The organism is Xanthomonas arboricola pv. populi (assembly GCF_002939945.1).
Classification (GTDB): domain Bacteria; phylum Pseudomonadota; class Gammaproteobacteria; order Xanthomonadales; family Xanthomonadaceae; genus Xanthomonas; species Xanthomonas arboricola_A.
Genome location: NZ_MDEB01000007.1, coordinates 237,848 through 251,762, shown reverse-complemented (window position 1 = coordinate 251,762; position 13,915 = coordinate 237,848). Strand labels below are relative to the sequence as shown.

The window sequence follows — 13,915 nt, the reverse complement described above, 5'->3', positions numbered from 1 at the left end:
GATCCTACAGGCCCAGCACCCCCCACAGGAGATGGCTAATGAAATCACGTGCCGCAGTTGCGTTTGGACCGGGCGAGCCGCTCAAGATCGTCGAGATCGACGTCGCCCCGCCGAGGAAGGGCGAAGTGCTGGTGAAGATCACCAGCACCGGCGTTTGCCATACCGATGCGTTCACCCTGTCAGGTGACGACCCGGAAGGTCTCTTTCCGGTCGTGCTCGGCCATGAAGGTGCCGGCGTGGTGGTCGAGGTCGGCGAGGGTGTCACCTCGGTCAAGCCTGGCGACCATGTCATCCCGCTGTACACCGCCGAGTGCGGCGAGTGCGAGTTCTGCAAGTCCGGCAAGACCAACCTGTGCGTGGCGGTGCGCGCCACCCAGGGCAAGGGCCTGATGCCGGACGGCACCACGCGCTTCTCCTACAACGGCGAGCCGATCTACCACTACATGGGCTGCTCGACGTTCAGTGAGTACACCGTGGTGGCCGAGGTTTCGCTGGCCAAGATCAACCCGGAAGCGAATCCGGAGCATGTCTGCCTACTCGGCTGCGGCGTGACGACCGGCATTGGCGCGGTGCACAACACCGCCAAGGTGCAGGAAGGCGACTCGGTCGCAGTGTTCGGCCTTGGCGGCATCGGCCTGGCGGTGATCCAGGGCGCGCGCCAGGCCAAGGCAGGCCGCATCATCGCCGTCGACACCAACCCGGCCAAGTTCGAACTCGCCAAGCAGTTCGGCGCAACCGACTTCGTTAACCCAAAGGACTTCGACAAGCCGATCCAGCAAGTGATCATCGAGATGACGGGCTGGGGCGTGGACCATTCGTTCGAGTGCATCGGCAACGTCAACGTGATGCGCGCGGCGCTGGAATGCGCGCACCGCGGCTGGGGCCAGAGCGTGGTGATCGGCGTCGCCGGCGCCGGCCAGGAGATCTCCACCCGTCCGTTCCAGCTGGTCACCGGCCGTCGCTGGATCGGTAGCGCATTCGGTGGAGTCAAGGGCCGCACCCAGCTGCCGGGCATGGTGGAAGACGCCATGCGCGGCGAGATCGATCTGGCGCCGTTCGTCACCCACACCATGGGGCTGGAAGCCATCAACGAAGCGTTCGAACTGATGCACGAAGGCAAGTCGATCCGCTCCGTCATCAATTACTGAATCCCGTACAGCTTTCGCCTGCCCCCCGGGGGCTGAAGCAACCCACAGCGAGGAAATAAACATGGCTACATCCATCCATCCGTCCGTCGACACCGGCGTTGTTGCAGGTCGCTCCGGTTTCAACGGTGGAACGCTCCGCTGCCTGTGCGCGCAGGACGCCGTCGAGGTCAAGGTCGACACCAACGTCGCCCACAACCATGTCTGTGGCTGCACCAAGTGCTGGAAGCCTGAAGGCGCGGTGTTCTCGCTGGTCGGCGTGGTAGCACGCGACAAGGTGAGCGTCACCGCGAACGCCGACAAGCTGGAAATCGTCGACGAGACCGCGACCATCCAGCGTCATCGCTGCAACGCCTGCGGCGTGCACATGTACGGCCGCATCGAAAATACCGAGCACGCGTTTCATGGCCTGGACTTCATCCACGTCGAGCGCTCGACCGAGGATGGCTGGGAGGAACCGCGCTTTGCCGCATTCGTTTCGTCGATCATTGAGGGCGGCGGCGCCCGCCCGGAGCAGATGGATGGCATACGTGCCCGCCTCGACGAGCTCGGCCTGCCACCGTACGACGTGCTCAACCCGCCACTGATGGATGCGTTGTCCGCGCATACCGCGCGTCGTACCGGCGTCCTTGTCTAAGCGCGCGTGTCCCCCGCGGCAGCGTGATGCCGTCGCGGGATATTCTGCGGCAATCGCCAGTACCAGGTAGCCGTGCAATCCATGCGTGCATTCAAAGCAGAGGATGAAAAGGACCGTAATCGGCAACTCGATCGGGTGTACGCAAGCAGCCGTCAACACCCACGCGGGCTCGTCCAGCAGCGCGGTTAAGAACGCGGTCGTATCGAGTGGCATCGTGATGGCTGCGGAGATTGTTGGCGCCGTCGAGCTGGACTCGATGGCGCTGCTCGCCGGCAGCGGGCCATGAGCTCTCACATCTTCGTACTCGGTTTAGCACTATGCGCACAGACCTTTTGCGCAACGCCACGCCGAGGACCCGCAGTTCAGTTTCGGCACCTGGAAGGGCGCCTGTGGTGGGACCGCCACCATAGGCCGCCGTCGTGGTGCCAGAGCTCAGTCTTCCGGGCAACTCATGCCTGTCGGCGAGCCGGCCTGGATGATGCGCGCATATGTCTTTGCGCTTTCCTTGGAGATCCGCGCCTGGGAATCGAAATCGACGTAAATCATGCCGAAGCGGCTGCCGTAGCCGGACAGCCATTCGAGGTTGTCGTGGCTCGACCAGACGTGATAGCCGCGTACGTCCGCGCCCTTGGCCATTGCCTTTTGCATCGCGGCGACGTGGTCGACGATGTAAAGACAGCGGCGGGCATCGTTGATCACGCCGTTCTTCAGAACATCGTCGCCGGGAAATCCCGCGCCATTCTCGGTGATGTAGACCGCCGGATTCGCGTACTCGATGCGTATGCGGTCGAGCACGGCGGTGAATTGGTCCGGGCGTACCGGGCCATTGAAGGCGGCGTCGGTTAACGGCGGGATGAAGCTCTCCGCGCCGTATCCCTGCGTGCCGGCGCGCTGCCGTACGAACAGCGGCGCATAATAGTTGATGCCCAGGAAGTCGAGCCCAGCTGCGGTCACCTGCGCGGCATCGCCGGGATGCACGTCGATGTCGAGCTTCATGTCCGAGGCCAGCTTGAGGACGTCGGCGGGATAGGCTCCCTTGTACATGCCGTCGAGAAACCAGCGGTTGACGATACCATCGGCCAAGGTGGCGGCTTGCGCATCGGCTCGGGTCGCGCCCTTGTCGGTGAGGATCGGAAACAGCGGTAGCGCAACGCCTAGCCTGCCATGGTAGCCGGCCTGGTTGAACTCGCGCTTGGCCGCGGCTGCGGCCAGCAGGATGTGGTTGAAGCGACGGAGCGACACCTGCAGGTGGTCAGCGTCCGGCACGATCAGAAACGGCCCCGGCCTGCCGGCCAAGCGCTCGGCGACCGTATTAGTGTAGGCGCTCTCGACCAGTGGCTCGTTGACGAGTACGTAGAGGTTGACCTTGTCGTGGAAGTTGTCGAAGACCACCTTGGCATAGTGCGCATACCAGTCGATTGACTCCCGATTGTCCCAGCCGCCGGCCTTGGCCAGCGACTCGGGCATGTCCCAGTGGTAAAGGGTCAGCATGGGTTCGATGCCCGCTGCGCGCAGGTCATCGATGAAACGTCGATAGTGCGCGACAGCCCGCATGTTCACCTTGCCGGTGCCATCGGGAATGATGCGCGGCCAAGCGACGGAAAACCGGTAGCTGGTCAGGCCCATCCTCCTGAATAGCTCGATGTCCTTCAGGTATTGGCTGCGATCGTAGAAGTTGATCGCGGTCCTGCCTGAGGCGTTGTTCTGGCCGAGATGTTCATCATCCAGGTAGACGTCCCATATCGACTTGCCGCGGCCTTCGGCCGACGTGGCGCCTTCGACCTGGAACGCGGCCGATGAGGCGCCCCAGAGGAAGGGGGCGCTGCCTGGGTGCTCGGCGTCGCCGGTGTGTTCGGCCGCTGCCGCCGGACCGGCGGTACTCGCTGCCAGCCCTGAGGTGGCAATGATGCCGGCGGCTAGGAGAATCATGTTTCGCATGAGGTGGTCTGTCCTTGTCCGCTTCTAGTCGGTCTTCTCAACACGGGGAGCGATGACTGCTGCATGCGTGCCGCTCAGACGACAAGTCGCATCTGGGAACATCGCTTGGCGCAACATCCCGGCATGCGTGGTGGCCTGGTGCTGGGTGCTGGCTCAGAACAGCGTCAACTGCACGTCGCCTTCGATCACGCCCTGGTAGAACGCGCGCTTTTCCGGCGTGAGCATCGGCGCCATGTGCGAGTCCGTCCCGATCACCATCATCGAAGGCGCCGAGTCCCGATAGGCCTGCCACTTTGGAAGGCCGCCGCCATTGGGGTCGCCGTGCTTGACGAAATTGATCCAGTAGCTGGACATCTGCGCAGACAATGCCGTGTCGTTGGCGGCGAAGGCGCGGCCAGGCGAGCGATCGAGCGTTGCCAACGCATAGGGGACTTCCGAGGTGTGGAAGCTTCGCCATGGTCCGGAACCCGGCTCGACGTGGTTGAACAGATACATGAAGATCGGGTGCTGGCTGGTCGCGACGCGTTGCCGGGCCCAGGCCCAACTGGAGGCCAAGCCGCGCTCGCGCCGGATCAGGCGATTCAGGTCCTTGATGTCGCCAGGCTGGTCGACGCGATAGACCCCCCTGGCCATCGCTGCCATCGGGCCGAACAACTGATCGATATCCGATTGCAATTTTTCTTGGGTGTCGACGGGCAAGCTGAAGGCCTCGTCGGCATTCATGCCGGCCAGGATCGGCGTATCGAGGTAAGTGCCGGCGGCGCTGCCGTAGGGATCGATCGGGATGAAGCCGCCATCGATCACCGGGGCGAACCGCAGCATGCCCGCGGCTGGGCCGAGCCTCTTCTCAGCGTCCACCAGCTTCTGCGCCGGAAGGGCGCGCAGCTGCTCGATGCTGGTGACACCGGCGGCCTCGGCCAGCCGCACGCCCACGTCTTCGGCCTGCTTCAACGGCTCGGGCGGACGCCCCATGCCCGGACCGCTTTCGGAGATCACCCGCGCAAACAGGCCTTTGGCGGCCGGACTCACCATCAGGTCGTGGATGGCCATGGAGCCGGCGGACTGGCCGGCGAGAGTGATCTGCTCGGGATCGCCACCCAGCGCCGCAGCATTGTCGCGCACCCACTTCAGTGCGGCCACGATGTCGCCAAGGCCATAGTTGCCCGAGCCGATGCCCTCCTGCGACAGTGCGGGATGGGCGAGAAAGCCGAACATGCCGACGCGATAGTTGATGTTGACAAAGATGACGCCCTTGGCCGCCACCGCTGCGCCATCATAGATCGGCACCGCGCCGGATCCGGAGCTGAAGCCGCCACCATGGATCCAGACCATGATCGGCAGCTTGCCGGTCTGGGGCCGGGAGGGACGCCATACATTGAGGTAGAGGCAATCCTCGCTGACCTTGCCGCTCACCTGGTACTCGGAACTCCACGGCCCGAAGCCACCGGAAATTTCCTGCTGGCAGCTGGCGCCGAAGCGCGTGGCCGCGCGGACGCCTTTCCATGCGGGTGCCGGCGCAGGCATGCGCCAGCGACTGGCGCCCACCGGCGGAGCGGCGTAAGGGACGCCCAGATAGGCGTCGACTCCCTTGGAGCGTGTCCCGTGCAACGCGCCCTGCGCCACGTGCAGTGTCGCCGCATGGGACGCGTGCGCGCCAAGCAGCGCGCCCAGGAAAAGCAGCATCGACGCTGCGAGCCGTGTTGCCGTCATGGGTCATCTCTGTTCGGCTGGCGGTGAATCACAGGAATCCGGCCTCGCAGCCGGGGCCTTGCAACGGATTACCAGGGCAGCGTCTTGCCCAGGTGGGTAAAGGTACCGGTCGGGCCGTCCGCGTCCAACAGGGCCATGTCCACGCTGCTCTTGGCGCCGGTGGGGATGTCGATCTCGCCCTGGCCGCCGTTCATGTCCGTCTGCACGTAGCCCGGGTGCACCGCATTGACCTTGATCGGGGTGTCGCGCAGCTCGTAGGCCAAGTGCACGGTCCAGGCGTTGACCACGCTCTTGGACGCGTTGTAGGCCGGGATCTTGAAGTCGTAGATGCCCGAGGCCGGATCGGTATGCAGTCCGAACGAGCCGAGCTGGCTGGACAGATTGACGATGCGCGCAGCCGGGGCGGCCCTGAGCAGCGGCAGGAATGCCTGGGTCACTTCGACCACGGCGAACACGTTCGTGTCGAAGGTTTCCCGCCAGCAGGCCAAGGTCTGCTGAGACGGCGCCTTGTCCGCGGCATCGAGCAGCACGCCGGCATTGTTGACCAGGATGTCGAGCTTGCCGAAGCGCGCAGTGACGGCGGCGACGGCGGACTGGATGCTTGCGGTCTGGGTGACGTCGAGTGCGATCGGCTCGACCGACAGGCCTTCGGCCTTCAGCACGTCGGCGGCGGTGGCGGCGCGCTGAAGGCTGCGTCCGGCAAGCAGCACCAGGACCCCGGCCTTGGCGAACTGGCGGCTGGTTTCCAGGCCGATGCCGCGGGTGGCGCCGGTGACCAGCGCGATCTTGTGATGGGTTGTCATCGCAATTCCTTTCTGAAGGGTGTGCACGCCCCGGCAACTGCGCTGGATCGAACGACGCAAGGCTTGCAGGGGCCAGCGGCAGGCGTGAGCCAAGCGCCTCACTGTAGGGCAGCGATCCTGCCGAATAAATGGCCGTGACCCTCAGCAGCTGAAACCGCCCGTTTGCAATCGCAGCGTTCAGCGAGGTTCCTGCTTCCCGCAGCGGCTGCTCGGCTAGCCGTCCCATCGCCTGCAGCGCCAGCCCGCCGGCTGCAGCGGTGGGCCCGCCCAGATGCTCTCCGAGGCCGGGCCAAGCCGCCGCTTCTACTGCTGTCGCAGGATCGGCTTTCCGACGCGACACTAGAAGTCCGGGATGACGTTGTAGGCGGGCTCGAGCCAGTCGGGACGTTCCTGGTAGAGCGAGCGGGTCACGTCCTTGATGACAGCGATGATCGGATCCTCGTCGCGGCTGCGGTAGTTCATGACAATGGGGCTCATCGCGTCGGCGTCCGCCACCGGCCGGTAGACCAGCGACGGCCTCAGGTGGCGGGCCGTGGCCGGGATCAGGCAGGCGCCGCTGCCCGCGGTGACGAGAGCCAGGGCCGTTTGCAGCTCCTTGACCTCATGCACTTCCTGCGGACGCGCGCCATGTTCGCGCAGCAGCGACAGCACCTGGTCGGCGTAACTCGGTCGTGGCTGGCTTGGATAGACGATGATGTCCGATCCATCCAGCTCCAGCAGTCGAACCGCCCCGGATTTGCGCGCGAGCCGGTGCTCCGGGGACAGGGCCAGGAACAGCCGCTCCTGGCGCAGGACGACGCGAGTCACCGACGCATCGCCGGTGATGATCCTGCCGAAGCCCACGTCGATGATCCCGTGCCGCAGCGCATCCTGCTGCTCCATCGAGGTCATCTCCAGCCAGCGCACTTCCACGTCCTCGCGTTGCTCCATGAGCCGTCTCATGACGGTCGGCAGGCCGCCGTAGAGGGCGGAGGCGACGAAGCCGACGTTGAAGATGCGCTTGCCGCCCAGTCCCAGGCGCCGGGCCGTCTGTTCCATCTGTTCGACCCGGTCCAGCACGGCCAGCGCATCCTCGTAGAAACGCCGGCCCGCCTCGGTCAGCCGGATGGGGCGGCTGTCGCGCTGGAACAGGCGGGCTCCCAGCCGTTCCTCCAGTTGCTGAATCTGCTTGCTCAGCGACGGCTGGGTCATGTGCAGCAGCCCGGCTGCCCGGGTGAAGTTGCGCGTCTTCGCCACGGCCACGAACTTCTTGATCTGCCTGATGTCGATGCTCATCGGTTCAGTGTGTCACTAGTCAATAGAATGAATGTTGCGCCGCAACAAAATCATAAAATCAATGGGATACGGGCATTCCATAGCTTGGAGACTATGGCATTAGGGCGCATTTTATCTTGGACACCGGGGTGCTGCCGGCGCAACCATTCGGTTCAATCTGCAAGCGCGCCTGCACGGGACAGGCGCGGACTGCGGCTCCGACCCGAATTCAAGACCCTGGGAGTGCATTGGAAATGTCACAGCTGAGCGAAAACAATCTCTCCTCGACCGTGGCGGTCGTCCGCGAGGCCGGCGCGGCGCTGAGCATCGAGCAGGCAGAAGTGCTGGTCCCCGGTCCGAGGGAGGTGCTGGTGCGTGTCGTGGCATCGGGCGTGTGCCATACCGACATGGTCTTCCGCGACCAGTTCTTCCCGTCTCCGCTGCCGATCGTGCTCGGCCACGAGGGCGCCGGCGTGGTCGAAGCGGTCGGGACGGACGTCACCGCCGTCGCTCCCGGCGACCATGTCGTGATGACCTACATGTCCTGCGGCCTGTGCGCGCCGTGCGAGACGGGGCATCCGGCGCACTGCTCCAACATGGCCGCGCTCAACTTCGGCGGAGGCCGGAGCGATGGCAGCACCGGCCTGCGCGATGCCCACGGCCATGTCCTGCACGACCACTTCTTCGGACAGTCGTCCTTCTCGAACTATTCGATCGCCAACGAGCGCAACGTCGTCAAGGTGCCCAAGGACGCCCCGCTGGAGCTGCTAGGCCCGCTTGGCTGCGGCATCCAGACCGGCGCCGGGGCGGTGCTGAAGGCGCTGGCCGTGCGGGCGGGCAACAGTTTCGCCGCCTTCGGCACTGGCGCGGTGGGGCTGGCGGCGATCATGGCCGCACGCGTGGCGGGCGCCACCACGATCATTGCCGTGGACGTGGTTCCGCAACGGCTGGAATTGGCACTGGAGCTGGGCGCCACGCACGCGATCAACAGCCGCGAGCAGGATCCGGTCGAGGCGATCCGCCAGATTACCGGTGGCGGCTGCGACTTCAGCCTGGAATGCTCGGGCCGCGCCGAGGTACTGCGGCAGGCGATCGACGCCGTCGGGATCCTCGGTACCTGCGGCATCGTCGGCGCGACCAAGATGGGCACCGAGGCCGCGTTCAACGTGAACGACGTGATGATCCCGGGCAAGCGCGTCATGGGCATCGTGCAGGGCGACGTGGTCGCCACCACCTTCATCCCGGTCCTGGTCGACCTCTACATGCAGGGGCGCTTCCCGTTCGACAGGCTCTGCCGCTTCTACGCGTTCGACCAGGTCAACCAGGCGATGGAGGACAGCGAGAGCGGACGGACTATCAAGCCGATCCTGCGCATCTCCGCGGCCTGATCCGCATTTCCGCCTCGTTGCCGCACTGGAAGGTGAGCTAGGACTTATGAACGTTGAACTCGTCATCGACAACCGCAAGCAGGCCGGTGCCTCCGGGCAGTCGTACCAGCGCCTCAATCCGCTGTCCCAGCAGGTGGTCTCCACCGCCAGCGCAGCCACGGCCGAGGACGCGGTCCGGGCGGCCGACTCCAGCGCCCGGGCCTTCGCCGCGTGGTCGAAGGTCGGACCGGGCGAGCGCCGCCGGCTGCTGCTCGCCGCCGCCAATGCGCTCGAGGCGAAGACCGACGAACTGTGCCGGGTCATGGCACAGGAAATCGGCGCCTCGGCGCTGTGGGCCGGTTTCAACGTCGCCGCCTCGGTCGCGCTGATCCGCGAGGCCGCCGGCCTCACCACCCAGGCCAGAGGCGAGACGATCCCGACCGACCGGCCCGGCACGCTGTCCATGACCCTGCGCCAGCCGGTCGGTGTCGTGCTCAGCATCGTGCCCTGGAACGGCCCGGTGATCCTCGGCGCGCGCGCCATCGCCTATCCGCTGGCCTTCGGCAACACGGTGATCCTGAAGGGTTCCGAACAGAGCCCGGCCACGCACGCGCTGCTGGCAGAGGCGTTCTACGAAGCCGGGCTGCCGGCAGGGGTGCTCAACTTCCTCACCACCACGCCCGAGCATGCGGCCGAGGTCACCAATACGCTGATCGCGCACAAGGCGGTGCGCCGCGTGAACTTCACCGGCTCGACCAAGGTGGGCCGGGCGATCGCCGAGGAATGCGCCAGGCACCTCAAGCGCTGCCTGCTGGAGCTCGGCGGCAAGGCGCCATTCGTGGTGCTCGACGATGCGGATATCGACGGTGCGGTCAATGCCGCAGTGTTCGGCGCCTTCCTCTACCAGGGCCAGATCTGCATGTCCACCGAGCGTTTCGTGGTGGACGAGGCGGTCGCCGACGGCTTCGTCGAGAAGTTTGCCGCGCGCGCGCGCGCGCTGCCGGCACGCGATCCCGCCCAGGATCCGGGCTGCGTGGTGGGGCCGATGATCCATCCATCGTCTGCCGAGCGGATCAACCGGATGCTCGACGATGCCGTGGGCAAGGGCGCCCGGATCGTGGCGGGAGGACGTGCCGAGGGCGCGGTCATGCCCGCCACCATCGTCGACGGCGTACGCCCGGGCATGGACATCTACGACGAGGAGACCTTCGCCCCGGTCACCACCATCGTGCGCGTGCGCGGCGCCGAGGAGGCGGTGCGCATCGCCAACGACACCGCCTACGGCCTGTCGGCAGCGGTCTTCGGCCGGGACGTGTCGCGGGCCTTGCAGGTCGCTGCGAGCATCGATTCGGGCAGTGTCCACGTCAACGGCGCCACCGTGCAGAACGAGCCCCAGGCCCCGTACGGCGGCATGAAGAACAGCGGCTATGGCCGCTTCGACGGTTCGGCGGTGATCGAGGAATTCACCGAGATCAAGTGGGTCACGATCGAGCCGTCGGACCAGCCCTATCCCTTCTGAGCCGTACGCGCCGGCGTCGCGGTGCGCGTCCCTGCCTAGGGATATGCGTTCGCGGCGCTGGTCAAATCTCCCGCGCTGGCGTCAGCGCCCACCCTTTGATCGAGGTCGTCCGATGAAGCATGCATCTTGTCTGATGGCGGGCGCGCTCCTGGCCGCGGGATTCGCGGCGCAGGCCAAGGAGGGCGGCGACCAGTATCCGAACGGCGTCGAAAACTGGGCCGCCGGCGCCTTGCCGCCGCCCGGCGACTATTTCCTGAACTACTTCGGCTACTGGAGCGGCGAGCTTCGCGACGGCAGCGGCGGCAAGGTCGATTTCGGCGGCGGTTCGCGCGCCACCTTGAACGCGACCTACGACGCCATGCGCTGGGTGCACGTCACCGGGCGAAAGATCCTCGGTGCCGACTACGCCTTCCACGTCATCGCGCCGGTGGTGAACCTTTCCATCGACCACCCGGGACTGGGCGGGCGCGACAGCCGCCTGGGCGTCGGCGACATCACCGTCGATCCGTTCGTGCTCGGGTGGCACCGCGGCGACTGGCACACCACGGTCGGCATCGATGTGATGTTGCCCACGGGGCACTACGAGCAGGACGACCCGCGCGTGAGCATCGGCGCCAACTACGTCTCCTTCGAACCGGTGCTCGCTGTGTCCTGGCTGCCCGCCAGCGGTTGGGAGGCCTCCGCCAAGGGCATGTACAACTTCAAGACCGAGAACCACGACACCCGCTACCGGTCCGGCGACGAGCTCCATGTGGACTGGCTGGTGGGCCGGACCGCGGGCCGGTGGGGCCTGGGCCTGGCGGGGTACTACCTGAAGCAGACCAGCAGCGACGAAATCGACGGTGCCAGGGTCCCGGCCCTGCCCGGCGTCTGGAGCGCGGGCCGTCGCGGCGAGGTGTTCGCCTATGGCCCCAGCCTCAAGTACGCCACCGTCGGCGGGATCGCACTGATAGGCCAGTGGGCCCGCGAGTCGGGCGTCCGCAACCGCTTCGGCGGAGACAAGTTCCTTTTCAAGGCCATCGTTCCATTCTGAGCATGACATCCCCCATGAAGACATTCCCGGGCGCGGACAGCGCCCCCTCCATACGCATCGAGCGCGTCGAGACCGTCCTGGTCGACCTGCCCACCCTCCGGCCGCACAAGCTCTCCGTGGCGACCATGGACGGCCAGACCCTGATGCTGGTGCGCATCCATTGCAGCGACGGCATCGTCGGCATCGGCGAAGGCGCCACCATCGGCGGAATGGCCTACGGCCCGGAGAGTCCGGAGGCGATGAAGCTGGCCATCGACCGCTATTTCGCGCCGGCCATGGTCGGCCGGGACCCGACCCGGGTGCAGGCGCTGATGGCCCATCTGGGCAAGCTCGTCAAGGTCACCCACTTCAGCAAGAGTGCGCTGGAAACCGCCCTGCTGGATGCGCACGGCAAGCGCCTGGGCGTATCGGTCGGCGAACTGCTGGGCGGCCGCCGCCGCGACCGCCTGCCGGTGGCGTGGACCTTGGCGTCGGGCGATACCGGCAAGGACATCGCCGAGGCCGAGGCGATGCTCGACGCGCGCCGGCACCGGATCTTCAAGCTGAAGATCGGTGCGCGCGCGGTCGAGGACGACATCCGGCACGTGGCACTGATCAAGAAGGCCCTGGGCGACCGCGCCGCGGTGCGGGTGGACGTCAACATGGCCTGGAGCGAAACCCAGGCGGCCCGGGCGATCCCCGCGCTGGCGGAGGCCGGCTGCGAACTGGTCGAGCAGCCGGTGGCCTCAGTGGCCGCGCTGGCGCGGTTGACGCGGCGCTTCCCGGTCGCGCTGATGGCCGACGAGGTGCTGCAGGGGCCGGAGAGCGCGTTCGAGATCGCCAGGCAGCAGGGCGCGGACGTGTTCGCGATCAAGATCGAGCAGGCCGGGGGACTGTTCGCCGCGCAGCGGATGGCCGCGATCGCCGATGCGGCCGGCATCGAGCTGTACGGGGGCACCATGCTCGAAGGTGCGTTCTCCACCATTGCCAGCGCCCACCTGTTCTCGACCTTCCAGAATCTGCAGTGGGGCACCGAGCTGTTCGGGCCGCTGCTGCTCACCGAGGAGATCCTCGTCGCGCCGCTGGAATACCGCGACTTCGAGCTGGCCGTGCCCGAAGGCGCCGGTCTGGGCATCGCGCTGGACGAGGACAAGGTCAGGCGCTTTTCCCGCGATGGCCTGGACCGATCCCGATAGCGCGCACAGAGGAGCACGACATGCTGTTTCAAGTACGGATGGACGTCAGCATCCCGCAGGATCTGGACCCGCAGGTCCGGGCCGAGACGCTGGCCAAGGAGAGGACGTATTCGCAGGAACTCCAACGCAAGGGCAAGTGGCGGCACATCTGGCGCATTGCCGGCGAATACGCCAACTACAGCGTCTTCGACGTCGACAGCAACGAAGAACTGCACGAGATCCTGTTCGGCCTGCCGCTTTTCCCTTACATGCGGATCACGGTGACGCCGCTGCTGCGGCATCCCTCCTCGATCCGCGACGACGATACCTGAAGCAGGCCGGCGGCCGTCGGCTCCATCGCGGAGCGCCGCGGCCGCCATTCAACGCGAGCAACCAGCAGGAGCAAGCCATGAGCGTCAAGCTATTCGAAAGCAAACAGGTGCAGGATTTCCTGCGCACCGTCGCCAACCTCGACCAGGCCGAGGGCAACCCGCGCCTCAAGCAGGTGCTGCACCGCATTCTCTCCGACCTGTTCAGGACCATCGAGGACCTGGACCTGACCCCGGACGAGATCTGGGCCGGCGTGAACTACCTCAACAAGCTCGGCCAGGACGGCGAGGCCGCGTTGCTGGCCGCCGGGATCGGCCTGGAGCACTACATCGACCTGCGCCTGGACGAAGAGGACCGGCTGGCCGGGGTGACCGGCGGCACGCCACGCACCATCGAAGGACCGCTCTACGTGGCCGGCGCCCCGGTGAGCGAGGGCAGGGCGCGCATCGACAAGGACCCCGATCCGGATACCGAGCCGTTGCACATTCTGGGCACCGTGAGCGGGCCGGACGGAAAGCCGGTGGCCGGGGCGCTGGTCGAGATCTGGCACGCCAACTCGAAGGGCTTCTACTCGCACTTCGATCCCACCGGCGCGCAGACCGCGTTCAACCTGCGCGGGGCGATCAGGACCGGTGTCGATGGCCGCTACGACGTGCTGACGAAGATGCCGGTCGGCTACGGGTGCCCACCGCAGGGCGCGACCCAGCAGTTGCTGAACCAGCTCGCGCGCCATGGCAATCGCCCCGCGCACGTCCACTACTTCGTCGCCGCGGCCACGTGCCGCAAGCTCACCACCCAGTTCAACGTCGAGGGCGATCCGCTGACCTGGGACGACTTCGCCTACGCCACCCGCGACGGCCTGGTGCCGCCTGTGGTGGACAAGACCGGCGGCGAAACGCTGGGCCTGGACCAGGACGCCTACAAGGAGATCCGGTTCGACCTCGTGCTGACCGGCCTGGTCGATGGCAAGGACGACCAGAAGGTCGAACGGCCCCGGGCACAGGCCTGATCGGCCCGGTCGCGAC

Annotated in this window: 13 protein-coding genes; 9 read left to right on the top strand and 4 right to left on the bottom strand. The window is 66.3% G+C overall.

Annotated features, from left to right (window positions below):
* Window positions 1-38 precede the first annotated feature (38 nt).
* From XaplCFBP3123_RS17885 to XaplCFBP3123_RS17875, 3 genes are all read left to right on the top strand, one after another.
* A complete protein-coding gene (locus XaplCFBP3123_RS17885; RefSeq protein WP_104535231.1) occupies window positions 39-1,148 on the top strand; it encodes an S-(hydroxymethyl)glutathione dehydrogenase/class III alcohol dehydrogenase in 1,110 nt (369 codons plus the stop codon).
* A gap of 61 nt (window positions 1,149-1,209) precedes the next feature.
* On the top strand, window positions 1,210-1,782 hold the full coding sequence (gene gfa / locus XaplCFBP3123_RS17880; RefSeq protein ID WP_104535230.1) for an S-(hydroxymethyl)glutathione synthase: 573 nt from the start codon (window positions 1,210-1,212) through the stop codon (window positions 1,780-1,782).
* Between the two features lie 103 nt (window positions 1,783-1,885).
* Window positions 1,886-2,068 carry a hypothetical protein gene (locus XaplCFBP3123_RS17875; RefSeq protein WP_104535229.1) on the top strand — a complete coding sequence of 61 codons (183 nt, stop codon included), beginning with the start codon at window positions 1,886-1,888 and terminating at the stop codon, window positions 2,066-2,068.
* 146 nt (window positions 2,069-2,214) lie between these two features.
* Here the strand turns inward: XaplCFBP3123_RS17875 and XaplCFBP3123_RS17870 are convergent, their stop codons facing one another.
* The 4 genes from XaplCFBP3123_RS17870 to XaplCFBP3123_RS17855 form a co-directional block, all read right to left on the bottom strand.
* Window positions 2,215-3,720, bottom strand: a complete 1,506-nt coding sequence (locus XaplCFBP3123_RS17870) for a glycoside hydrolase family 1 protein (protein WP_216361741.1) — start codon at window positions 3,718-3,720, stop codon at window positions 2,215-2,217.
* A 153-nt stretch (window positions 3,721-3,873) separates the two neighbouring features.
* A complete protein-coding gene (locus tag XaplCFBP3123_RS17865) occupies window positions 3,874-5,403 on the bottom strand; it encodes a carboxylesterase/lipase family protein (RefSeq protein ID WP_172453347.1) in 1,530 nt (509 codons plus the stop codon).
* A 95-nt stretch (window positions 5,404-5,498) separates the two neighbouring features.
* Window positions 5,499-6,233, bottom strand: a complete 735-nt coding sequence (locus tag XaplCFBP3123_RS17860) for an SDR family oxidoreductase (protein WP_104535226.1) — start codon at window positions 6,231-6,233, stop codon at window positions 5,499-5,501.
* A 339-nt stretch (window positions 6,234-6,572) separates the two neighbouring features.
* Window positions 6,573-7,508 (bottom strand): LysR family transcriptional regulator, encoded by a 936-nt coding sequence (locus XaplCFBP3123_RS17855; protein WP_253254240.1) that lies wholly within the window; start codon window positions 7,506-7,508, stop codon window positions 6,573-6,575.
* Window positions 7,509-7,741: 233 nt separating this feature from the next.
* Between XaplCFBP3123_RS17855 and XaplCFBP3123_RS17850 the strand changes: the two genes are divergently transcribed.
* The 6 genes from XaplCFBP3123_RS17850 (at window position 7,742) to catA (ending at window position 13,899) form a co-directional block, all read left to right on the top strand.
* Complete coding sequence (locus XaplCFBP3123_RS17850) at window positions 7,742-8,875, top strand: NAD(P)-dependent alcohol dehydrogenase (protein ID WP_104535225.1); 1,134 nt, start codon at window positions 7,742-7,744, stop codon at window positions 8,873-8,875.
* A gap of 46 nt (window positions 8,876-8,921) precedes the next feature.
* Entirely contained in the window at window positions 8,922-10,373 is a 1,452-nt protein-coding gene (locus XaplCFBP3123_RS17845; protein WP_104535224.1) for an aldehyde dehydrogenase, read from the top strand.
* 133 nt (window positions 10,374-10,506) lie between these two features.
* A complete protein-coding gene (locus XaplCFBP3123_RS17840) occupies window positions 10,507-11,406 on the top strand; it encodes a SphA family protein (protein ID WP_216361740.1) in 900 nt (299 codons plus the stop codon).
* A gap of 14 nt (window positions 11,407-11,420) precedes the next feature.
* Complete coding sequence (locus tag XaplCFBP3123_RS17835) at window positions 11,421-12,581, top strand: muconate/chloromuconate family cycloisomerase (RefSeq protein WP_104535222.1); 1,161 nt, start codon at window positions 11,421-11,423, stop codon at window positions 12,579-12,581.
* 20 nt (window positions 12,582-12,601) lie between these two features.
* On the top strand, window positions 12,602-12,892 hold the full coding sequence (gene catC, locus XaplCFBP3123_RS17830) for a muconolactone Delta-isomerase (RefSeq protein ID WP_104535221.1): 291 nt from the start codon (window positions 12,602-12,604) through the stop codon (window positions 12,890-12,892).
* 77 nt (window positions 12,893-12,969) lie between these two features.
* Window positions 12,970-13,899 carry a catechol 1,2-dioxygenase gene (catA, locus tag XaplCFBP3123_RS17825; protein WP_104535220.1) on the top strand — a complete coding sequence of 310 codons (930 nt, stop codon included), beginning with the start codon at window positions 12,970-12,972 and terminating at the stop codon, window positions 13,897-13,899.
* Window positions 13,900-13,915 lie beyond the last annotated feature (16 nt).